Annotated in this window: 19 protein-coding genes; 6 read left to right on the top strand and 13 right to left on the bottom strand. The window is 69.6% G+C overall.

Annotated features, from left to right (window positions below; translation table 11 throughout):
- Nucleotides 1–24: 24 nt before the first annotated feature.
- The 8 genes from SK224_RS06000 to SK224_RS05965 form a co-directional block, all read right to left on the bottom strand.
- A complete protein-coding gene (locus tag SK224_RS06000) occupies nt 25–939 on the bottom strand; it encodes an ABC transporter substrate-binding protein (protein WP_320433863.1) in 915 nt (304 codons plus the stop codon).
- Between the two features lie 40 nt (nt 940–979).
- Nucleotides 980–1,702, bottom strand: coding sequence for an ABC transporter permease (locus SK224_RS05995; RefSeq protein WP_320433862.1), 723 nt, complete (start codon nt 1,700–1,702; stop codon nt 980–982).
- A complete protein-coding gene (locus tag SK224_RS05990) occupies nt 1,699–2,379 on the bottom strand; it encodes an ABC transporter permease (RefSeq protein ID WP_320433861.1) in 681 nt (226 codons plus the stop codon). Before SK224_RS05990 ends, SK224_RS05995 begins: the two co-directional genes overlap by 4 nt.
- 1 nt (nt 2,380) lies before the next feature.
- Nucleotides 2,381–3,202: an ABC transporter ATP-binding protein gene (locus SK224_RS05985; RefSeq protein WP_320433860.1), complete on the bottom strand. Its 822-nt coding sequence runs from the start codon at nt 3,200–3,202 to the stop codon at nt 2,381–2,383.
- Between the two features lie 19 nt (nt 3,203–3,221).
- Complete coding sequence (locus SK224_RS05980) at nt 3,222–3,524, bottom strand: DUF427 domain-containing protein (RefSeq protein WP_274285806.1); 303 nt, start codon at nt 3,522–3,524, stop codon at nt 3,222–3,224.
- Nucleotides 3,525–3,642: 118 nt separating this feature from the next.
- The gene (locus tag SK224_RS05975; protein ID WP_320433859.1) at nt 3,643–4,950 is read right to left on the bottom strand and encodes a GNAT family N-acetyltransferase; all 1,308 of its coding nucleotides are present in this window, start codon (nt 4,948–4,950) and stop codon (nt 3,643–3,645) included.
- A 28-nt stretch (nt 4,951–4,978) separates the two neighbouring features.
- Nucleotides 4,979–5,896, bottom strand: a complete 918-nt coding sequence (locus tag SK224_RS05970; RefSeq protein ID WP_320433858.1) for a 4-(cytidine 5'-diphospho)-2-C-methyl-D-erythritol kinase — start codon at nt 5,894–5,896, stop codon at nt 4,979–4,981.
- Between the two features lie 11 nt (nt 5,897–5,907).
- Nucleotides 5,908–6,894 carry an aldo/keto reductase gene (locus SK224_RS05965; protein ID WP_320434721.1) on the bottom strand — a complete coding sequence of 329 codons (987 nt, stop codon included), beginning with the start codon at nt 6,892–6,894 and terminating at the stop codon, nt 5,908–5,910.
- A 159-nt stretch (nt 6,895–7,053) separates the two neighbouring features.
- Here SK224_RS05965 and SK224_RS05960 point away from each other — a divergent pair, with 159 nt between their 5' ends.
- Complete coding sequence (locus SK224_RS05960; RefSeq protein ID WP_320433857.1) at nt 7,054–8,631, top strand: stealth conserved region 3 domain-containing protein; 1,578 nt, start codon at nt 7,054–7,056, stop codon at nt 8,629–8,631.
- Here the strand turns inward: SK224_RS05960 and SK224_RS05955 are convergent.
- Complete coding sequence (locus SK224_RS05955) at nt 8,582–9,499, bottom strand: phosphodiesterase (RefSeq protein WP_320433856.1); 918 nt, start codon at nt 9,497–9,499, stop codon at nt 8,582–8,584. The genes SK224_RS05960 and SK224_RS05955 overlap by 50 nt on opposite strands.
- Nucleotides 9,500–9,632: 133 nt before the next feature.
- Nucleotides 9,633–10,478, bottom strand: a complete 846-nt coding sequence (gene rsmA, locus SK224_RS05950; protein WP_320433855.1) for a 16S rRNA (adenine(1518)-N(6)/adenine(1519)-N(6))-dimethyltransferase RsmA — start codon at nt 10,476–10,478, stop codon at nt 9,633–9,635.
- Between the two features lie 71 nt (nt 10,479–10,549).
- Between rsmA and SK224_RS05945 the strand changes: the two genes are divergently transcribed.
- A complete protein-coding gene (locus SK224_RS05945; RefSeq protein ID WP_320433854.1) occupies nt 10,550–12,001 on the top strand; it encodes a sugar porter family MFS transporter in 1,452 nt (483 codons plus the stop codon).
- 241 nt (nt 12,002–12,242) lie between these two features.
- On the opposite strand, the gene SK224_RS05940 is transcribed toward SK224_RS05945, so the two are convergent.
- From SK224_RS05940 to SK224_RS05930, 3 genes are read right to left on the bottom strand one after another with little or no spacing between them, the layout of a single operon-like run.
- Entirely contained in the window at nt 12,243–13,121 is an 879-nt protein-coding gene (locus tag SK224_RS05940) for a TatD family hydrolase (protein WP_320433853.1), read from the bottom strand.
- A 4-nt stretch (nt 13,122–13,125) separates the two neighbouring features.
- On the bottom strand, nt 13,126–14,697 hold the full coding sequence (metG, locus tag SK224_RS05935) for a methionine--tRNA ligase (RefSeq protein WP_320433852.1): 1,572 nt from the start codon (nt 14,695–14,697) through the stop codon (nt 13,126–13,128).
- A 52-nt stretch (nt 14,698–14,749) separates the two neighbouring features.
- A complete protein-coding gene (locus SK224_RS05930; RefSeq protein ID WP_320433851.1) occupies nt 14,750–15,766 on the bottom strand; it encodes a LacI family DNA-binding transcriptional regulator in 1,017 nt (338 codons plus the stop codon).
- Between the two features lie 181 nt (nt 15,767–15,947).
- Between SK224_RS05930 and SK224_RS05925 the strand changes: the two genes are divergently transcribed.
- From SK224_RS05925 to SK224_RS05910, 4 genes are all read left to right on the top strand, one after another.
- Entirely contained in the window at nt 15,948–17,969 is a 2,022-nt protein-coding gene (locus tag SK224_RS05925; RefSeq protein WP_320433850.1) for a beta-galactosidase, read from the top strand.
- Nucleotides 17,970–18,090: 121 nt separating this feature from the next.
- Nucleotides 18,091–19,308: an extracellular solute-binding protein gene (locus SK224_RS05920; protein WP_320433849.1), complete on the top strand. Its 1,218-nt coding sequence runs from the start codon at nt 18,091–18,093 to the stop codon at nt 19,306–19,308.
- Between the two features lie 62 nt (nt 19,309–19,370).
- Complete coding sequence (locus SK224_RS05915; protein ID WP_320434720.1) at nt 19,371–20,975, top strand: ABC transporter permease subunit; 1,605 nt, start codon at nt 19,371–19,373, stop codon at nt 20,973–20,975.
- Nucleotides 20,975–21,844, top strand: coding sequence for a sugar ABC transporter permease (locus SK224_RS05910; RefSeq protein WP_243227351.1), 870 nt, complete (start codon nt 20,975–20,977; stop codon nt 21,842–21,844). Before SK224_RS05915 ends, SK224_RS05910 begins: the two co-directional genes overlap by 1 nt.
- Nucleotides 21,845–21,847: the final 3 nt, after the last annotated feature.

Raw genomic sequence — 21,847 nt, 5'->3', positions numbered from 1 at the left:
GGGGCCCTTCGCTGACGGACGCGGTCAGCTCAGGCCGTTGTCCGCCAGCCACTTCTTGGCGATGTCGGCGGAGGACGACTTGTCGACCGTGCTCTCGACGTTCAGCGCGACGAGGCCCTCGGGGGTCAGCGCGGCGCTCACCTTGTTGATGACGTCGGCGATGTCGCCGGCGACGTCCTTGTTGACCAGGGGAACGACGTTCGACGCGAGGAACAGCGACTGCGGGTCCTCCAGGACCTTCAGCTTCTGGGTCTGGATCTGCGGGTCGGCCGTGAACACGTTGGCGACGTTCACGGTGCCGGCCACGAGGTCCTCGACCGTGGTCGCGCCGGTCGCCTGGAAGGTCACGTCGATGCCGTACGTGCTCTTGAGACCGGTGGGTCCGTACGGACGGTCCGCGAGCTCGGGCGGGCCGCCCAGGGTCAGCGGCTCGGTGACCTTCGAGAGGTCGGCGATCGTCTCGAGGCCCCACTGCTCGGCGAAAGCCTGGGTGACCGTGTAGGAGTCCTGGTCGCTCGCGGTCGACTGGTCGAGCACCGTGAGGTTCTCGGGCAGGGCCTCCTTGAGCGCGGCGTAGACGTCGTCGGACGAACGCGCCTCGGTGTCGGGTTCGAAGAACTGGAGCAGGTTGCCGGTGTACTCCGGGAACAGCGTGATGGCGCCGCTCTCGAGCTCGGGCAGGTACGCGTCGCGCTGACCGATCGTGAAGTCGCGCTGCACCGTGAAGCCGGCACCCTCGAGCGCCTGGGCGTAGATCTCCGCGATGATCTCGTTCGAGTAGTAGTCCTGCGAGCCGACGACGATCGTGTCGGACGGGGCTTGGGTCTGGTCGCCGTCGGAGAGCGGGTCGGACGACGACGCGCAGCCGGCGAGGGCCAGCGCAGAGGTGAGTGCGACGGCGCCGACGAGGGCGACGCGGCGGCGGAATGCTGTGGACATGATGTTCCTTCCTGGTGGATTCGGGACGTGTACGGCAGGCTCAGGCGGCCTGCACGGGTCGGGAGCGCAGCCGCCTCGGTGTGCGCGAGGGCGCCTGGACGCGGATGCCTGCGGGCACGGCGGCGCGCTGGGCGAGCGAGAGCAGCGCGTCGAGCACGAGCGCGAGCAGGGCGACGACGATCGCCCCGCCCAGCACCTGGTCGATCCGCCGCAGGGGAATGCCCTGGATGATCGGCAGGCCGAGGCCGCCGAGGCCGACGTAGGCGGCGATGGTCACCGTGGCGACCACCTGCAGGACGGCCGAGCGGATGCCGCCGACCAGCAGCGGCAGGCCGAGCGGGATCTCGACCCGCCAGAGGATCTGCCACTCGGTCATGCCCATCGCGCGGGCGGCGTCGATGACGCGCCGATCTATCGCCTCGAGGCCGGTGTAGGCACCGGCGAGCAGGGCCGGGATGGCGAGCACGACGAAGGTCACCACGGCCGCCTCCGGCTTGTGCAGCACGCCCATGAGCAGCACCAGCAGCACCAGCAGGCCGAAGGAGGGTACGGCGCGAGCGGCGCCCGAGAGGGCCACCGCGATCTCACGGCCGCGGCCGGTGTGGCCGATGGCGAGGCCCGCCGGAATCGCGATCACGCCGGCGATCGCCACGGCCACCGCGGTGTAGCCGAGCTGCTGGAGCAGCAGCACCGGCAGCGCGCTCGGACCGCTGTACTGCTCGGGCGAGAACAGCCACACGATCGCATCCCAGAAGACGTTCATGCCGCGACCTCCTCTCGCGCGGCCACGCCCCGGCGGGTCGGCCGGGCCTTGCGGGTCCACGGCATCAACAGGCGCCCGAGGAGCACGAGCAGGAGGTCGACCAGGAGCGCCAGGATCACGACGGCGACGACACCGGCGAAGACCTCCTCGAGGATGCGGCGCTGCAGGCCGTTGGTGAAGAGATAGCCGAGGTTGGTGACGCCGACGAGGATGCCGACCGTGGCCAGCGAGATCGTCGAGACCGCTGCGACGCGCAGACCCGCGAGGATCACCGGCCCAGCCAACGGGAGATCGACGGCGAAGAACCGCCGGAAACCGCCGTAGCCCATGGCCGTCGCCGCCTGGCGGATGCCCGCATCCACCGAGTCCAGGCCGTCCGTCACCGCGCGCGTGAGGATCGCGATCGCGTAGATCGTGAGTCCGACGATGAGGTTGAACTCGGTCGGGATGCGGTAGCCGAGTGCCGTCGGCAACAGGATCAGCAGCGCGAGGGACGGGATCGTGTAGAGCAGCCCGGTGACGGTGATGACCCAGCCGCGCAGCAGGCGGTACCGCCACGCGACCCAGCCCAGCGGGATCGACAGGACGAACCCGACGACGATCGCGATGAGGCTCTGGCGCAAGTGGTCGAGAGCCAGCTCCGCGATCATCCCGAGGTTCGCGAGGACCCAGGTCATCTCACCCGCCGTCCTCGACGAGGGCGCCCTGCGTGCGGCCCTCGGCGTCGACGACGACCGTGCGCCCGCCCACGTCCTTCAGCCGGAGCGCGCGCTTGCCCTTGTCGGCGCCGATGAAGGCGGAGACGAACTCGTCGGCGGGAGCCTGCATGATCTCGCTCGGGCTGCCGACCTGGAGCTTCTGCGCCCCTTTCGCGAGGATCACGACCTGGTCTCCCAGCAGGAACGCCTCGTCGATGTCGTGCGTGACGAACACGACGGTCTTGTCGAGGTCGCGCTGCAGGCGGATCAGCTCCTGCTGGAGCTCCGCGCGCACGATCGGGTCGACGGCGCCGAACGGCTCGTCCATCAGGAGGATGTTGGGGTCGGCGGCGAGCCCGCGCGCCACACCCACCCGCTGCTGCTGGCCGCCCGAGAGCTGGCTCGGATAGCGATCCGCGAGTGCCGTGTCGAGCCCGACGGTCTCCATGAGCTCGAGCGCCCGGCGCCGCGCATCACGCCGCGAGGTGCCGTTCAGCACCGGCACGGTGGCGATGTTGTCGGCGACGGTGAAATGCGGAAGTAGGCCGGAGTTCTGCATGACGTAGCCGATCCGCCGACGCAGCGTCACGGGCGATCCTGTCGAGACATCCTCGCCGTCGATCTCGATGACGCCGGCGGTGGGTTCGACCATGCGGTTGATCATGCGCAGCAGCGTCGTCTTGCCGCATCCCGACGAGCCGACGAACACGGTCGTCTGGCGCGACGGGATGATCAGGGAGAAGTCCGTGACCGCGCGCGTGCCGTCGGGGAACTGCTTGTCGACGCCGCGGAACTCGATCATGCCCGGTCCCGCGCCGCGGTCACTCGGTGACCTCGACTTCTTTCCAGAAGGCCACGTAGCCCGAGAAGTCCGCACCGACCTTCTCGATCGCGCCCGGATAGGGCTCAGGGTACGACCACGCGCGGTCGGTGAGCTCGCGGCCGTCCGCGGTGACCGTGAAGTAGTGCGCCGCGCCCTTCCACGGGCAGGTGTAGGGCGTCGGACTGTCGACGAGCACGCCCTCGGCGATGCTCGCCGGCGGGAAGTACCAGTTGCCCTCGATGCGGATCAGATCTTCCTTCGGAGCCTCCGCGAGCACCGTGTCACCCAAAAGAGCCTTCATCGCCGCCTCCCAGCCGGGCCAGATCCCCGCAGAACAGCGGAGGAGCACCCAGGTTACCGACCCCCGACGACACGGGCTCCGGCGGTTGCGTCACGCGACGTCATGTGCTGGTGTCGCGTCAGTACCAGTAGCTCAGACGCACCGGCATGTGCCATCCGAACAGACGGGCGATCGCCACCGGGTCCGCGGCGTCGATACGACCTGTCGCGGCCAGCGTCACCGCCGAGACCTGACCGAGGAAGATCGCGGCGAGCTCCGCGATGCCGAGGCGCGCATCGGCGGGATCACTGGTCTCGGTCACGGAGGCGGCTCCCCTCTCGTCGACCGTCAGGCGGAACCCGCCGCCCGCGAGATCCAGCGGGTCGTCCACGTCGAGCACGAGCGACCCCGCGGCCTCGTACCGCCGCCCGCTCAGCAGCGCGGGCGTATCGAGCACGCGCAGGTAGTGGTGGTCACGGAGGGTGAGGGTCGCGGCCCGCCGGTCGGAGATCATCCACAGCAGCGGCTCGTCGACGGCCAGCTCGCTCGCACGCACCGTGCCGATCAGGTCCATCTCGATGAAGAAGCGCCACAGCCCTGCGTAGGCGTCAGCATCCGCGGCGGCGAGATGGGCGATCGTGACGCTCGATCGCGTGAAGTCGTCATGGTTCTCCTCGACCGAGTAGAGGGCGAGGCCGGTGATCTCGCCGGATGCGGCCGTGTACTGCACCGCGCGCGTGTGCCCGGGCTTCTCCGCGTCCGCACGGGTTCCCGCGAAACGGTCCCAGTGCCCGCGCGGCATCTCGACCTCGCCGGGCGACTGCGTGCGGATGCGATCGAAGAGGTCCGGGGCGAGCTCGCGCCAGCGCTCCCGGGCGATGAAGTCCACGCGACCCGAGGGGTCGGGCCCCGCCCACGCAGCGCGCTTGACGTCGATCTCGACACTCGCGGCGGCCACGGCCTGCGCGAACCCGAATCGACCGTAGAGCGTCGATTCGCTCACCGTCAGGCTCGCGACCGGCAGCCCGAGCGCCGCGGCGGTGCGCAGCTCACCCTCCATCATCGCGCGCCAGATGCCGCGCCGGCGGTGCGTGGGTGCCACCGTGACGGAGCTGATCGCACAGGAGTCGACGACGCCGCCGGGCACGGTGAGCTCCCCCACCCACGAGGCGAGGGTCCCCACAGGGACCTCGGGCTGAGGAACGGACTCGTCGAGCACGGCGATCATCCGTCGATGCCCCCGGAACCCGCGACCGGTCTCGCGCTGCGCATCGCTGGGCTCGTCGCCCAGGAAGCCACGGGTGACGGCGGCCTGCCAGCCGTCGAACGCACGATCGTCGTCGTCAGCGAGACGCACGAGCTGCAGGCCGTCGTCCGCCAGACGCGCAGCGGATGCGGCGTCGACGGGCCCCTCGTGCTGACGGGCGATGAGGTCGTGGGCAGACATGCGTATCCTCCTGACGAGCGGCGCGCGCTCAGTCGATGATTCGGGCGCCGGGCACCGGCCCGTGCACGTGGTGGGCGACGTGCCCGCTCGCGCTGAGCACGATCTGGAGTTCGATCGCGGCCTCGGCGTCGGCAGCGAGGAACGCGAGCGTGGGCCCGGATCCCGACACCAGGCCGACCAACGCACCCTCACGCTCTCCCGCCTCCAGGACGTCGCCGAGCCGCGGGCGCAGGCTCAGCGCCGCGACCTGCAGGTCATTGCGGGCGGACGAGGCCAGCATGGCCGCATCCCCCGCGCGAAGCGCGTGCAGCACGTCGTTGTCGACGCGGGGTCGGCGCGATGCCGGCGAGATGTCGGGAGAGTGCCGGGCCCGATGCTCATCCAGCGCGCGGTAAACCTCGGGCGTGGACAGACCGTCCTGGCTCGTGACGATCACCCAATCGAACCGGCCGCGGGCGAGCGCGGGGCTCAATTCGTCGCCCCGGCCCACACCCACCGCGGTGCCGCCCATGAGCGCGAAGGGAACATCGGCCCCCAGCCGCGCGGCGAGCGCCTGTAGCTGCGGCGTCCCGAGCCGGGTGTCCCAGAGGGTGTCGCAGGCCAGAAGAGTCGCCGCCGCATCCGCGGATCCGCCTCCCATGCCCCCCGCAACGGGGACGCCCTTGTGGATCTCGAGACGCACGCCGCCCCGGTAGCCGGTCTCGGCCGCGAGGAGCCGTGCGGCGCGGACGGCGAGGTTGCGGTCGTCGAGCGGCACCCCCGCCACGTCCACGGAGCCCGTCACCTCGACACTGATCGTGTCGGCCGGCGTCGCCCAGACGTCCTCGAACGCCGACACGGCCTGGTACGCGCTCGCGACATCGTGATAGCCGTCGGCCTGCACCTGACCGACCTCGAGGAAGACGTTGATCTTCCCCGGGGCGCGCACATGGACGCGCGACGACACTCGCGAGATGCTCACAGTCTCGAGGACACCGCCCACAGGTCGACGTCGATGCCCTCCGCCAGTGCGTCGATGCGCTCCAGCTCCTCCGTGTCGAACGCGGGTCCCGCGAGAGCTGCGAGGTTCTCGTCGATCTGCTCGACGCTCGACGCACCGATGAGTGCGGAGGCGACCGTCGGCTCGCGCAGCACCCACTGGATCGCCATCTGGGCGAGGGTCTGACCCCGCTCCTTGGCCACCACGTTGAGTCCGCGCAGCGCCGCGATCGTGGCGTGCGAGAGCGGTTTGTCGGGCAGGGAGTTGCGGGTCTGCGAGCGCTGACCGCGGCCGTCGCCGAGGTACTTGCCGGTCAGCAGGCCCTGCGCCAGCGGCGTGAACGCGATGGCCGACATCTCCTCCTGGCGCAGCACGCCGGTCAGACCGTCCTCGACCCATCTGTTGAGGATCGAGTACGCCGGCTGGTGGATCACGAGCGGCGTTCCGAGGCTGCGCGCCACCGCGCTGGCTGCGGCGGTGCGCTCGGCACTGTACGACGAGATGCCGACGTAGAGTGCCTTGCCCTGGCGCACGAGGGTGTCGAGGGCGCCGATGGTCTCCTCGATCGGCGTCACCGGGTCGACCCGGTGCGAGTAGAAGATGTCGACGTAGTCGAGGTTCATCCGCTTCAGGGACTGCTCGGCGCCCGCGAGGATGTGCTTGCGCGAGGCGTAGTCGCCGTACGGACCGGGCCACATGTCCCAGCCCGCCTTGGACGAGATGATCAGCTCGTCGCGGTAGCGGCCGAAGTCCTCGCGCATCATGCGCCCGAAGTTCGTCTCGGCGGAGCCGTAGGGCGGCCCGTAGTTGTCGGCGAGGTCGAAGTGCGTGATGCCACTGTCGAAGGAGTGGCGGAGGATCTCGCGCTGCTTGTCGAACGCGACGTTGTCACCGAAGTTCCACCACAGTCCCAGCGAGATCGGCGGCAGGTACAGACCCGATCGGCCGACCTGGCGGTAGTCCATCGCACCGTAGCGCTCGTCGGCGGCGGTGTAGGGACGGTGGATCTCGGGGACGTTCGGACGGAAACGCGGCGCAGTCACCCTTGCAGCCTATCCACGGCGACCTCCGAGCGCGGGCTCTTGCGAAACTCGCCCGAAATGCGCGCGGTCTACGCTGACGAGATGGTCTCTCTGTCTGCTCTTCCCGCCGACCCCCACCCCTGGGCGGCGCTTCTGACGCGTGAGGACATCGTGCTCGAATCGGGCATGCTCCACCTCCGTCACGACGATCTCTCCCCGCTCGACGCGCACCTCGCGGATCTCGCGATGATCGCGGACGCGCTGACGGACGCCGGCGTCGAGCCGCTCCTGATCCGCCACGGGCTCCGAGACGAGGCGATCGTCGTGGACGTGGCCGACCAGGACCGCGCCTGGGACGCCGTGACGCGGCTGTGCGTCGGCGAACCGGTGTACGTCAAGCCCAAGGGCCTGAGCGCAGTGCCCGCCCCCGATCACACCCCGCGCCGCGGCGCACCGAGCGCCCTGCGCGTCTTCCGCCCGCGGCTGGCCGGATCGCTGCGGTACGGCGCATCGCACGGCGTGCGCCTGGAGTTCTGGCGCTTCGGCGCCGAGACGGTCGAAGCCCCCCACGCCAATGCCCTGACCCGGCGCATCATCGCCGCGGCCGACATCGAGCGCGTCAGCATCCGGCGTCACGGCCGCACCTGGCAGAGCCTGCGGGGCATGTTCGACCCGCATCCGAACGAGATGATCGACGACATCGACATGGTCTTCTCGTGGGTCGACGGCTCGTCGAGCGAGTTCCAGCGTCAGCGCGCGGCGCAGATGGCCGGCTACGTGGTGGGCGAAGGCGACGACGGCCCGGCCCGGTACCGGCACGTCGACGAGCTGCGCTACGCGCTGCGCAGCGTGTACATGTACGCACCCTGGGTGCGTCGCATCTTCATCGCCACCGATTCGCCGACGCCTGCCTGGCTCGCCGACCACCCGCGGGTGACGGTCGTGCGCAGCGAGGAGTTCTTCGCCGACACCTCGGTGCTGCCGATCCACAACTCGCACGCCGTCGAGGCACAACTGCACCGCATCGACGGGCTCGCCGAGCACTTCCTCTACTCGAACGACGACATGTTCTTCGGGCGGAGCGTCGCACCCGAGCTGTTCTTCTCCCCCGCCGGCATCTCGCAGTTCGTGGAGTGCGACGTGCGGATCGGCACGGGCCCGAACGCCCCGCACCGCAGCGGCCACGACAACGCGCTGCGAGTGAACCGGGAGCTGCTGCGCGAGCGCTTCGGGCGCACCATCACGCACGATCTCGAGCACTGCGCCACGCCGCTTCGCCGCAGCGTGATGGCCGAGCTGGAGGAGGCATTCGCCGAGGACTTCGCACGCACCGCCGCATCCCGGTTCCGCTCGGCCACCGACATCTCGGTGACGAACAGCCTGTACCACTATTACGCCGCCTTCACCGGTCGCGCGGTGGCCACGACCGCCCCGCGCACCCGTTACTACCAGACGACCATGGCGGAGTCGCTGCGGCGCATGAGCCGGCTGGCCGAGCGCCGCGACGTCGACATGTTCTGCCTCAACGACGGCGGTTCGGCCGAGGTGCCCGAAGAGGTGCGCGTGCGCGTGGTCACCGAGCTCCTGGAGCGCATGTTCCCGGTGCGCGCACCGTGGGAGCTTCCGGCGGTCAGCGCAGGATCGGGATGGGAGCGGTCGGAGGCGTCCGCCCTGCGCTGACGTCCTGGGCGATGCCCGCCGAGTGCAGGCGGCGCTGCGCCTCGACCGGGTCGATGTACTCGAGCGGATGCGGCGCCTCGACCGTGACGACGGAGTGCACGACGGTCTCGGCGAACACGTGCACGAGGTTGTACGACTGCGCGCCGTCCTGCGGGCGCGTGCCGCCGACCGGGACCGTGAGGTCCTGGGCGTAGCAGGTGGAGGACGCGACCGAGACCGGGATGCCGGCGAACGTCGCGAAGGTCGAGTAGTGCAAGTGGCCTGCGATGATCGCCCGCACGTCGCTGCCGCGCAGCACGTCGGCGAGCGCACGCTGATCGCGCAGCTCGACGCTCGCGGCGAGCGGGAGCACACTCGGCACGGGTGGGTGGTGCATGGCGAGGATCGTGCCGAGCGGCGCCGGCTGGGCCAGCTGCTCCCGGAGCCAGGCGAGCTGGGCGGGCCGCAGCTCGCCGTGGTGCGCGCCGGGGACGCTCGTGTCGAGCGTGATCAGGCGGAGTCCATCGATCTCGTCGACGCGGTCGAAGGGGGTCGTGGTGGGGGCCGCATCCAACAGGCGCGTGCGGAAGGCACCGCGCTCGTCGTGGTTGCCCATCACCCAGAACACCGGAGCGTCCAGCTGTCGGGCGAAGGGCTCGACGAGTCCGCGCAGGGCGGTGTACGCATCCGCCTCGCCCAGGTCGACGAGGTCGCCCGTGAAGACGATGCCGTCGGGACGGATGCCGCTCGCCTCGATGCGCTCGAGCGCACGCCCGAGCAGGCGGAGCCCGTCGACGCGGTCGAACAGCTTCGGCCCCGGGGCTCGCAGGTGGGTGTCGCTCAGGTGCAGCAGTACGCGTTCGGCCGCCGGATACTCCCCAGCACGCATGGGTCCGTCCCTTTCACGGGCCGCTCGGGCGCGGCCATCGTTCCCGCGAATGTTACCGGCATGTTTCGTACCGGCGGCTGAACACACGGTGAATCCCTCAGTTGCAGCCGGTGACGATCCGGTGCGGGAGCGGTCAGGGCCGGGCGCGGGCGATCCGCTGGAAGTCGTCGACCGTCAGCTGCTCGCCCCGGAGGGTGGGATCGACGCCGGCCTGCTCGAGCACGGCGCTCGCGGATGCGGCGGAGCCGCCGAACAGACCCGACAGCGCCTGACGCAGCATCTTGCGGCGCTGCTGGAACGCGGCGTCCACGACGCGGAACGTCGCGACTCGCTCCGCCTCGTTGCCGCGCGCCTCGGCGTCGCGCCGGAAGGCGACGAGCACGCTGTCGACGTTCGGGACGGGCCAGAAGACCTGGCGCGACACGGTGCCTGCCAGCCGCCACGAGCCGTACCAGGCGGCCTTGACGCTCGGGGCGCCGTAGACCTTGGACCCGGGAGGGGCGGCGAGACGCTCCCCGACCTCGGCCTGCACCATGACGACGCCGCGCTGGAGGTGACCGAAGTGCTCGAGGAAGTGCAGGAGCACCGGGACCGAGACGTTGTAGGGCAGGTTGGCCACGAGCACCGCGGGCTCTCCCGGCAGGTCGCGGATGGTGAGCGCATCCGCATCCACGACGCGCAGCATCCCGTCGCGCACCCCGTGGGCGCGGGCGGTGGCAGGCAGGCGCTCGGCGAGGCGGTGGTCGATCTCCACCGCCAGCACGCTCGCGCCGGTCTCGAGGATCGCAAGGGTGAGGGAGCCGAGCCCGGGCCCGACTTCGACGACGTGCTCACCGGCCGTGACGCCGGCGACCTGCACGATCTTTCGCACCGTGTTGGCGTCGACGACGAAATTCTGCCCCAGTTTCTTCGTCGGAGTGACATCGAGCTCGGCGGCCAGCGCGCGGATCTCGGCCGCGCCGAGCAGGTGCACGGTCATGTATATAACCCTAGACAACCGTCGAGCCAAGTCCGACCCTGAGAGAACGCTGGCAGGGTTAAGGTGACGAAATGACCACCGAAGCACTCCCCACGGGGACGTTCTCGATGCGCAGTCCGTTCGGACGCCGGGCGATCGGACTCTCCGTCGCCGCGGCCGTGGGCGGGTTCCTCTTCGGGTTCGATTCCTCCGTCATCAACGGCGCCGTGAAATCCATCGAGGCCGACTACACGAAGGAGCCGATCCTCACAGGCTTCGTCGTGGCGGTCGCGCTGCTCGGCTGCGCCGTCGGCGCCATCCTCGCCGGCGCCCTGTCCGACCGGTTCGGGCGTCTGCGCGTGATGCTGCTGGGCTCGGTGCTGTTCTTGATCAGCTCGGTCGGCTCTGCGCTGACCTTCAGCGTCCCCGACTTGATCGTGTGGCGCGTGCTGGGCGGTCTGGGCATCGGCATCGCCTCGGTGGTCGCACCCGCCTACATCGCCGAAGTCGCGCCGCGGCAGATCCGCGGGTCGCTGGCGTCGCTGCAGCAGCTGGCGATCACGCTCGGTATCTTCGCCGCGCTGCTGAGCAACGCCGTGCTGGCCGGCGCGGCGGGCGGTGCCGACGACACGCTGTGGTGGGGGCTGGAGGCCTGGCGCTGGATGTTTCTCATCGGCGTGATCCCCGCGGCCGTCTACGGCATCCTCTCGTTCACGATGCCCGAGTCCCCCCGCTATCTGCTCGCGCGGGGCCGCACCCAGGAGGCGAAGGAGATCTTCGCCCGCCTCGTTCCCGCCGCCGACCTCGACAAGACCGTCAACGAACTGACGACGGCCATCGAGACGGACCGCAAGAACGCGAAGGCCAGCCTCGCCGGCCCCGCGCTGGGGCTGAATCCCATCGTCTGGATCGGCATCATCCTGTCGGTGTTCCAGCAGTTCGTCGGCATCAACGTGATCTTCTACTATTCGACGACGCTCTGGCAGGCGGTCGGTTTCGACGAGAGCAACGCGCTGCTGGTGAGCGTCATCACGAGCGTCACGAACGTGCTCGTGACCCTCATCGCGATCTTCCTCGTGGATCGGGTGGGACGTAAGCCCATCCTGCTCACGGGCTCCGTCCTGATGGCGCTGTCGCTCGGCGCCATGGCACTGTCGTTCTCGTTCGCCACCGGAGAGGGCACGGACATCTCCCTGCCGGGCGCCTGGGGGCCGGTCGCCCTCGTCGCGGCGAACCTGTTCGTCGTCGGCTTCGGCGCCTCGTGGGGACCGCTCGTGTGGGTGCTCCTCGGCGAGATCTTCCCCAGCCGCATCCGCGGCAAGGCTCTCGGCGTGGCCGCCGGTGCGCAGTGGCTCGCGAACTTCCTCGTGTCGTGGACCTTCCCGGAGCTCTCGTCGTGGTCGCTGCCTCTGACCTACCTGATGTACGCGATCTTCGCGGCTCTGTCGTTCGTGTTCGTGCTCTGGAAGATCCCCGAGACCAAGGGCATGGAGCTCGAACAGACCGAGACCCTGTTCGTCAAGAAACCCCGTCAGAAGAAGTGAGAGGAGCCGGCATGACCAACAACTCGAAGTCGCACGAGGAGATCCGCGAAGAGCGGGAGAAGGCGCAGAAGGAGAAGGACCGGCTTGAGGCGCAGGAGGAGAAGCGCCTCGACGACGAGGATCGCTGAGCCGCACCCGCGTTGCTCCCGTCGGAGAAACGCACGAAGGTCGGAGGATCGCCGTCAGATCCTCCGACCTTCGTCGTCATCTCCGACGTTCGGATGCCGGACGCGGGGCGCTGTCAGTCGAACGAGCCGTAGACGGCGAGCGTGTTCGCGGCGAGTTGTGCGGCCAGCTCCTCGGGCTCCATCTCCAGCTCGGCCGCCATGAACCGCACCGTCACCGGCACGAGGTACGGAGCATTGGGACGGCCCCGGTAGGGGGTGGGGGTGAGAAACGGCGCGTCGGTCTCGACGAGGATGCGATCCCGCGGCGTCACGGCGAGCGCGTCGCGCAGGTTCTGCGCGTTCTTGAAGGTGATGTTGCCCGCGAAGGACAGGTAGTAGCCGCGCTCCGCCGCGATCCGCGCCATATCGGCGCCGCCGGAGAAGCAGTGGAAGACCGTGCGCTCGGGCGCGCCCACGCGCTCGAGCGTCGCGAGCACCGCCTCGTGCGCGTCCCGGTCGTGGATCTGCATCGCGATGTCGTGCTTCTTCGCGAGCGCGATGTGCGCCTCGAAGCTCTCATACTGCGCTCCCAGCCCGTCCGGCTCGGTGCGGAAGAAGTCCAGACCCGTCTCCCCGATCGCGCGCACGCGCGGCTGAGCCGCGAGCTCGTCGATCACGGCGATGGCCTCTCCGAGCCGCCCCGCCGCCGCGTAGGCGGGCGCCTCGTTCGGGTGGATCGCGACAGCGGCCAGTACTCGGGGATGCGAGGCCGCCGCCCACGCCGACCAGCGGCTCGACTCGATGTCGCCGCCGGCCTGCACCACCCCGACGATGCCGACGGACGCAGCGCGCTCGAGCTGCACATCCAGCGACATCGCCTCGTCGCCGTCCTGGATCTCCAGGTGGCAGTGGTTGTCGTAGAGCGCGACGCCCAGCGGCTCCGGCGAGGGCGGATAGCTGACGTCGCGGCTGCCCTTCTCGCGCTGGCGCACGTACTGGCTGGGATCGCTCATCGGGTCACTGCTCGACGCGCGGGAACAGCGGCGAGAGTCCGTTGACGCTCGTACCGGGTCGCAGCGCGCCCCAGACACCCGCCTCGCGCAGCGGCTGGTCCTGCAGACGCCCGAGCGACTCGGCCGCCCCGAGGGCGATCCACAGCTTCTCGGTCGCGACGGGCATGACCGGCGACAGCAGCACCGCGAGCGCGCGCAGTCCCTCGGCCGCCGTGTAGAGCACGGTGCCGAGGCGCCCCGCCTGCTCCGGATCCTTGGCGAGCGCCCACGGCTCGTTCTCGGTGATGTAGCCGTTGAGCGCGTCGACGATCGTCCAGATGGACGCGATCGCCTCGTCGATGCGGAAGCGCTCCATCGCCGCGTCGGCGGAGGCAGCCGCATCCGCCACGGTCTGCTGGATCACCAGATCGGCGTCGGTGTAGGTCGCCGCCGGCGGCACGATCGCCTCGAAGTACCGCTCGATCATCGCGACCGTGCGGGAGGCGAGGTTGCCGAAGCCGTTCGCGAGTTCGGCCTGGTAGCGCGCGGACAGGTCCTCCCACGAGAACGAGCCGTCCTGCCCGAAGGCGATCGCGGAGAGGAAGTAGAAACGGTAGGCGTCCGAGCCGAACACGTCGGTGATCTCGGTGGGCGCGATGCCGGTGAGCTTCGACTTCGACATCTTCTCGCCGCCCACGAGCAGCCAGCCGTGGGCGAAGACGCCGCGCGGCACCTCGAGACCCGCGGCCATCAGCATCGCCGGCCAGATGACGGCGTGGAAGCGCAGGATGTCCTTGCCGACCACGTGGTACGCGGGCCAGCGGCGTTCGAAGTTCTCCTCGTCGACGCCGTAGCCGATCGCCGTCGCGTAATTGAGCAGCGCGTCGACCCAGACGTAGATCACATGCTGCGGATCCCACGGCACCTGGATGCCCCAGTCGAACGCCGACCGCGAGATCGAGAGGTCCTTGAGGCCCGAGCGCACGAAGGAGACGACCTCGTTGCGCGCCGACTCGGGGCGGATGAAGTCGGGGTTGTCCTTGTAGAGCTTCAGCAGGGGCTCGGCGAACTCGCTCAGCTTGAAGAAGTAGTTCTTCTCCTGCAGCAGCTCGAGCGGCTTCGAGTGGATCGCGCAGACCTTGAGGCCCTCGAACGCCCCGGTACCGTCGAGGATCTCGGACTCCGGCTTGAACTCCTCGCAGCCCACGCAGTACAGCGCCTCGTACTCGCCCGCATAGATGTACCCGCGGTCGTAGATGGCCTGCACGAAGCGCTTGACGCCCTCTTCGTGGCGCTCCTGCGTCGTGCGGATGAAGTCGTCGTTGGCGACGTCGAGGCTCTCCAGGAGCGGGAACCAGGCCTCGCTCACGAGCTTGTCGACCCATTCCTGCGGCGTGACCCCGTTGGCCGCGGCCGCGCGGAGCATCTTCTGCCCGTGCTCGTCGGTGCCCGTCAGCATCCAGGTGTCGTCCCCCGACTGGCGGTGCCAGCGCGCGAGCGTGTCCACGGCGACCGTCGTGTACCCGTGACCGATGTGCGGGACATCGCTCGGGTAGTAGATCGGCGTCGTGATGTAGAAGGAACGGCCGTTGCTCACCCGTAGATTCTAGGCGGCGCCTGAGGGGCCCGCCGCCCTGTGACGGGTCGACTCAGGCGCTGTCTCGCACAACCAGCTCGGTCGGCAGGGTGATGCTGCGCCGCGGCGCGCCCTCGATCACCTCGAGCAGCAGCGTGACCATCTCGGCGCTGATGCGGTCCCAGGGCTGGCGCATGGTGGTCAGCGGCGGCTCGTGCGCGGCGGCGAGTCCGGAGTCGTCGAAGCCCGCCACCGCGACGTCCTCGGGTACGCGCAGGCCGGCGCGGCGCAGCGCCACGACGGCACCGGCGGCCATCATGTCGGATGCGGCGAACACGGCGTCGATGTCGCGGTTGCGCTCGAGTAGTCGCGTCATGGCGAGGGTGCCCGATTCGCGGCTGTAGTCGCCGTGCTCGACGAGCTCCGGCTCGAACGCCTCGCCGAGCTCCTCCCGGAAGCCCACGAGCCGGTAGCGACCGCCCGGGGTATCGTCCGGCCCGGCGATCATCGCGATACGCCGGTGTCCCCGATCGAGGAGGTGGCGGGTCATCACGCGCGCGGAGCCCTCCTCGTCGACCGCCACCGCGGCGAGGTCGCCCTGGTGCCCGAGCGGGAGCCCGCACGAGACGGTGGGAACGCCCGCATCCAGGAGGGAGTCGAGCAGCGGGTCTGCCTCATGCGACGAGATGAGCAGCACACCGTCGACGTGCCCTGCGCTGACGAAGTGCGCCACGTTGGCGCGCTCCTCCGGAGTGCCGGCAACCAGCAGCACGAGTGTCATCGACCGCTGAGACAGGGCTTCCGCGGCGCCACGGAGCAGTAGCGAGAAGTTGGGGTCGGCGAACAGCAGATGCTGCGGCTCGGTCAGCAGGAAGGCGAGGGAGCCGGCGCGTCCGGTCGCGAGCGAGCGGGCGGCGTGGTTGGCCGTGTATCCAGTGCGCCGGATCGCCTCCTCGACCGCTGTGCGGGCGTCGGGCGACACCCAGTGGCCGCCGTTGATCACGCGGGAGACCGTGCCGCGCGAGACGCCGGCGGCGGCGGCGACGTCCCGGATGGTGGGGCGGCGCCGGGCGATGGTCGTGTCTTCCACGCGAGGACTCTATCGCCTGCTCTCCGCGGCCGAGAGGCGACGTGCCGAGAGAACTGGGACCGGTCACAGTTTGATAACGAACGGGTCACGGGCTTGCTCGCCCCAATTGTCGCTGCGCAGACTGTGACCGGTCCCAGTCGCACCTGACGACGACCGAACACCCTCGACCCGACGGAGCGTCATGACCCAGAGCTCACCCTGGCCGCAGCTGGACGGAATCGCGTACGGCGGCGATTACAACCCGGAGCAATGGCCCGTCGAGATCTGGCACGAGGACGTCGCGCTCATGCGCGAGGCGGGAGTCAATCTCGTCAGCGTCGGCATCTTCTCGTGGGGTCTGATCGAGACTGCGGAGGGCGTCTTCGACTTCTCCTGGATGGACGAGCTCCTCGACCTCCTGCACGCGAACGGGATCCGCGTCGATCTCGGCACTCCCACCGCTTCCCCGCCGGCATGGTTCTTCGCGAACCACCCGGACGCACGCGTCGTGACCCGTGACGGCACCACGATGGGCTTCGGCTCGCGAGGGATGGCGTCGCATTCCGCTCCGGCCTACCGCGAAGCCTCGGTGCGCATCGCGACCGAGCTCGCCCGCCGGTACGCCTCGCATCCCGCCGTCGTCCTGTGGCACGTCCACAACGAGTACGGCGTGCCCGTCGGCGAGGACTACTCGGACCACGCGGTCGCCGCGTGGCGGCTCTGGCTGCGCGAACGCTACGGCAGCCTCGACGCGCTGAACGCCGCGTGGGGCACCGCCTTCTGGGGTCAGCACTACGGCGAGTGGGAGCACGTGGTGGCTCCCGCCGCGGCGCCCTCCGTGGTGAACCCCGCGCAGCGGCTCGACTTCGCGCGCTTCACCGACCACCAGCTCCGCGCCTGCTTCATCGCCGAGCGCGACGCCATCCGGCGCTACGCCGACCAGCCGATCACGACGAACTTCATGGCGAACCAGAGCCAGACGACGGACCTGTGGGCATGGGGACGCGAGGTCGACATCGTCTCGGACGACCACTACCTCTGGGCACCCGATCGCGAGGGCGAGATCGGCCTCGCGATCGCGGCGGATCTCAGCCGCTCCGTCGGCGGCGGCAAGCCATGGATCCTCATGGAGCACTCGACGTCCGCCGTCAACTGGCAGCCGCAGAACGTCGCGAAGCGCCCGGGCGAGATGGCGCGTAACTCCCTCACGCACCTCGGACGCGGTGCCGATGCGATCCTCTTCTTCCAGTGGCGCGCCTCGCGCTCGGGCGCCGAGAAGTTCCACTCCGCGATGCTGCCGCACGCCGGCACCGACTCCCGCGTGTTCCGCGAGGTCACCGCCCTCGGCTCCGACCTCGCCGCCCTCGCCGAAGTGCGCGGCTCCCGCGTGAGCGCGGACGTCGCCATCCTCTGGGACTTCGAGTCGTTCTGGGCGCAGGATCTCGAATGGCGCCCGTCGGATCTCCTCGACCACGGCGAGCGGGTGCGCGCGTACTACACGCAGCTCTGGCGCGACGGCATCACCGTGGACTTCGCCCTGCCCGGCCAGGATCTCTCGTCGTACTCGCTCGTCCTCGCCCCCGCGCAGTATCTGCTCACGACGAAGGATGCAGCGAACCTCACCGCGTACGTCGCCGACGGCGGGACGCTCGTCGTCTCCTACTTCTCCGCGGTCGTCGACGAGAACGACGCGGTCCACGAGGGCGGATACCTCGCGCCGCTGGCCGAGGCGCTCGGCGTGCGGGTGGAGGAGTTCCTCCCCCTGCGCGCGGGCGACACCGCCGCGATCGATCTCGACGGCGACCGCCTGACCATCGATCAGTGGGCCGAAGACCTCCGCGTCGACGGCGCCGAGGTGAGGGCGCGCTTCGTCGGCGGGCCTGCCGACGGCGCCCCCGCCGTCACGCGGAACACGCACGGCGCGGGCGTCGGCTGGTACATCAGCACGAGACCGGATGCGGCGGGCCTGGCCGAGATCCTCACGCGGGTGTACGCCGATGCCGGCCTCACCCCCGCCGGGCTCCCGGCAGGCCTGGAGACCGTGACCCGTCACGGCGACGACGCCGACTACGTCGTTCTCGTCAACCACTCCGACACGGCCCTCTCCGCCCCGGTCACCGGCACGGACCTGCTCAGCGGGAACGCCTCGGACCACGAGACGGTCGTCGCCGCCGGCGGCGTCGCCGTCGTTCGCACCCCTCCGACCCGCGGGGGTGGTCGCTGACCGGCGACGCCCCCGAACCTCGGCGTCCGTCAACGGACGGACGCTTCCCCATCCGGTCGTGACGATGCGACGTCGACGAAGGCGCGCATCCTCGACCACCGTTCTGAAAGGAACACGTCACATGCGCAAGATCATCGGAATCGGCGTCGCTGCCGCCGCATCCGCGCTGCTGCTGGCCGGTTGCTCCGGCGGCGGAGCCGCCGAGCAGACCGCCGACTCGTCGGCCGAGCTCGTCATCTGGACCGACCAGGAGCGCGAAGCGGCCATCACGGCGGCCGCGAAGGCGTTCGAGGAGGAGACCGGCGCGAAGGTCACCCTCGTGCAGAAGAACTTCGAGGACCTCCGCAACGACTTCATCTCGCAGGTGCCCACCGGAGAAGGCCCCGACATCACCGTCGGCTCCCACGACTGGCTCGGCGCGCTCGTCGCGGCGGGCGTCGTCGACACGATCGACCTCGGCGACAAGGCGTCGGAGTTCGAGCCGGTCGCGATCGAGGCGATGACTTACGACGGCCAGCTCTACGCGCTGCCCTACTCGCTCGAGACGGTCGCGCTCGTGCAGAACGTCGACCTCGTCGGCGCCGACGCCCCCGCCACCTGGGACGAGATGATCCAGAAGGGTCTGGCCGCGGGCACCGAGCGCCCCTTCGTCATCAACACGGCCGGCGAGACCGGTGACGGCTACACGATGTACGGGTTCCAGACCTCGTTCGCAGCGCCCGTCTTCGTGCAGGACGCGAGCGGCTCGTACACGAACGAGGTCGGCATGGGCGGGGCGGCCGGCGAGGCGTTCGCCCAGTGGTTGCACGCCAACGGTTCCGCCGGCACCGGGTACCTCTCGACCACGATCGACTACGACATCAACAACGAGCTGTTCGCCTCCGGCAAGGCGCCGTACACGGTGCAGGGCCCCTGGGCGATCAGTTCCTTCCCCGACGTGAACGTCGCCGTGAACCCCATCCCCTCCGCGGGCGGCCAGCCGGCCGCGCCCTTCGTGGGCGTGCAGGGCTTCTACCTGAGCTCGCAGAGCAAGAACGCGCTGCTCGCCCAGGAGTTCCTCGTGAACTACCTCGGCACCGAGGACGCGCAGCGCGCGCTCTACGAGGCCGACCCCCGCATCCCGGCCTGGAGCAGCCTGGCCGAGGAGGTCGCGAGCGACCCGATCATCGCCGGCTTCCTCGCGTCGTCGCAGAACGGCGTGCCGATGCCCTCGATCCCTGAGATGGGCTCCGTCTGGGACTTCTGGAACGCGGCCGAGTCGCAGATCATCAGCGGCGCCGACCCGTCCGGCACCTGGAACAAGATGATCACCGACCTTCAGGGAACCCTCGCGGGTTGACCGCGACGGGGCGGGCCCTGTGGCCCGCCCCGCTCGTGGCCGTCGAACAGGAGACGACACACATGGCGCAGCCGCAGGTTCTCACCCCGCCCTCGAGGCCCCCGAGGGAGTCTCACGCCCGCTCGTGGCGAGGCATCGGGTGGGGGTTCATCGTCAAGCTCATCGTGATGGGCCTGATCAACGCCCTCGGCATCATGGCGATCCTCTCGGCCTTCTCGGCTCAGTCGTGGATCCTGCTCGGCGTCACGGCCGCCCTCGTGATCGCCGCCGACATCGTGTACTTCACCAAGCGCGCCCTGCCGCTGAAGTACCTCATGCCGGGACTCGTCTTCCTGCTCGTCTTCCAGGTGTTCGTCTTCGGCTACACGGCCTACATCGCCTTCACCAACTACGGCACCGGTCACGCAGGGTCCCAGGAGCAGGCCGTGGACGCCGCCCTCATCCAGGGCGAGCGGCGCATCGAGGGCTCCGAGACCTATCCACTGTCGGTCGTCGAACGCTTCGGGGAGTACGGCCTGGCCATCAACGACGACGGCGACGTGCGCGTCGGCAGCGCCGAGTCGCCGCTGACGGATGCCGGGACGGCCCCCGCGGGCCAGTCGCCCGCATCCGTGGACGGGTGGACGGTGATCCCCCGCACCCAGGTGATCACCGACCAAGAGCTTCAGAGCACGATCGAGGCGCTGCGGGTCCCCTTCTCCGACGACCCGAACGACGGCTCGATCCGCACCCGCGACGGCTCCACCGGCGTGCTCTACACCCCGACGATGGTGTGGGACGCGGATGCGGGCACCATCACCGACACGGTCAACGGCACGGTCTACACGGCCGACGACGCGATCGGGAGCTTCATCGCCGACGACGGCACGCGACTTCCTGCGGGCTGGTACGTCAACGTGGGCTTCGACAACTTCCTGCGGGTGTTCACCGACCCCTCGCTCGCCGGACCTCTCCTGTCGGTGACCGGGTGGACGTTCGCCTTCGCGGCCGGCTCCGTGGTCATCAGCTTCGGCCTCGGGCTGGTCTTCGCGCTCGTCTTCAACGACCCGCGCGTGCGCGCCCGGAAGTACCTGCGCACGCTCATCATCCTCCCCTACGCCTTCCCCGCCTTCATGTCCGCATTGCTGTTCCGCGGCATGTTCAACGCCGAGTTCGGCGTCATCAACGACCTGTTCTTCTTCGGCAGCCAGATCAACTGGCTGGGTGATCCCTGGCTGGCCAAAGCGGCCGTGCTGTGGGTGAACGTGTGGCTCAGCTTCCCGTACTGGTTCCTCGTGTGCACCGGCGCGCTCCAGGCGCTGCCCTCCGACACCCTGGAGGCCGCCTCGATCGACGGCGCCGGCCGGTGGCGCCAGTTCCGCTCGATCGTGCTGCCGCTGCTGCTCGTGTCGACCGCGCCGCTCGCCATCTCCTCGTTCGCTTTCAGCTTCAACAACTTCACCGTCATCTACATGTTCAACGCGGGCGGACCCGCCATACCCGGTGCGCCGTACACGCTCGGTTCGACCGACATCCTCATCTCGGCGATCTACCGCGTCTCCGGCGTCGCCGGCGGCGCCGCCGACTACGGCCTGGCCAGCGCCCTCTCGATCATCGTGTTCATCGTCGTGGGCGTCATCTCCGCCATCGCCTTCCGCCAGACCCGCAAGCTCGAGGAGTTCCAGTGATGTCCACGGCACGCACCCGCATCCGTCGCCGCCGCTGGTGGCTCGAGGTCGGCTGGAAGTACTTCTTCGCCGCGATCGTCGTCTTCTACGCGGTCTTCCCGCTGGTCTACGTGCTGTCCGCAGCTCTGAACCCGCGCGGCACGCTCTCCGGCTCCAACAACCTGTTCAGCGCCTTCGACCTGTCGAATTTCGCGGCTCTGGGGGCGACCAGCTACTGGACGTGGGTCGGCAACACGCTCCTCGTGGGCGGTGTGTCGGCCGTGGGCGCCGTGATCATGGGCGCGTCGGCCGCCTACGCGTTCTCGCGGTTCCGTTTCCGTGGCCGGCGCGTGAGTCTCACGTCGCTGCTGATCGTGCAGATGTTCCCGCAGGCGCTCGCGTTCGTCGCGATCTTCCTGATGCTCCTCGCGATCGGCGAGATCGTGCCGGCGCTCGGGCTGAACTCGAAGCTCGCGCTCATCTGCGTCTACCTCGGCGGCGCGCTGGGTGCGAACACGTTCCTCATGTACGGCTTCTTCAACACGATCCCGATCGAGATCGACGAGTCGGCGAAGATCGACGGCGCGACCCACGCTCAGATCTTCTGGCGCCTCATCATCCCGTTGGTGACCCCGATCCTGGCCGTCGTCGCGCTCCTCGCGTTCATCACGGCGTTCGGCGACTACATCCTCGCGAAGATCGTGCTCACCAGCGAAGACAACTGGACGCTCGCCGTCGGCATGTACCAGTGGGTCTCGAACCAGCTGGCCTCCCGGTGGGGTCTGTTCGCCGCCGGCGCCGTCATCGCCGCCGTTCCCGTACTCGCCCTGTTTCTCTCCCTGCAGCGATTCATCGTGGGCGGGCTGACCCAGGGCTCCGTCAAGGGCTGACCC

The organism is Microbacterium sp. BG28, from assembly GCF_034044005.1.
In the GTDB taxonomy this organism is placed as follows: Bacteria; Actinomycetota; Actinomycetes; order Actinomycetales; family Microbacteriaceae; genus Microbacterium.
The sequence above is the reverse complement of the archived record's forward strand: the minus strand, read 5'-3'. Positions and strand labels throughout refer to the sequence as shown.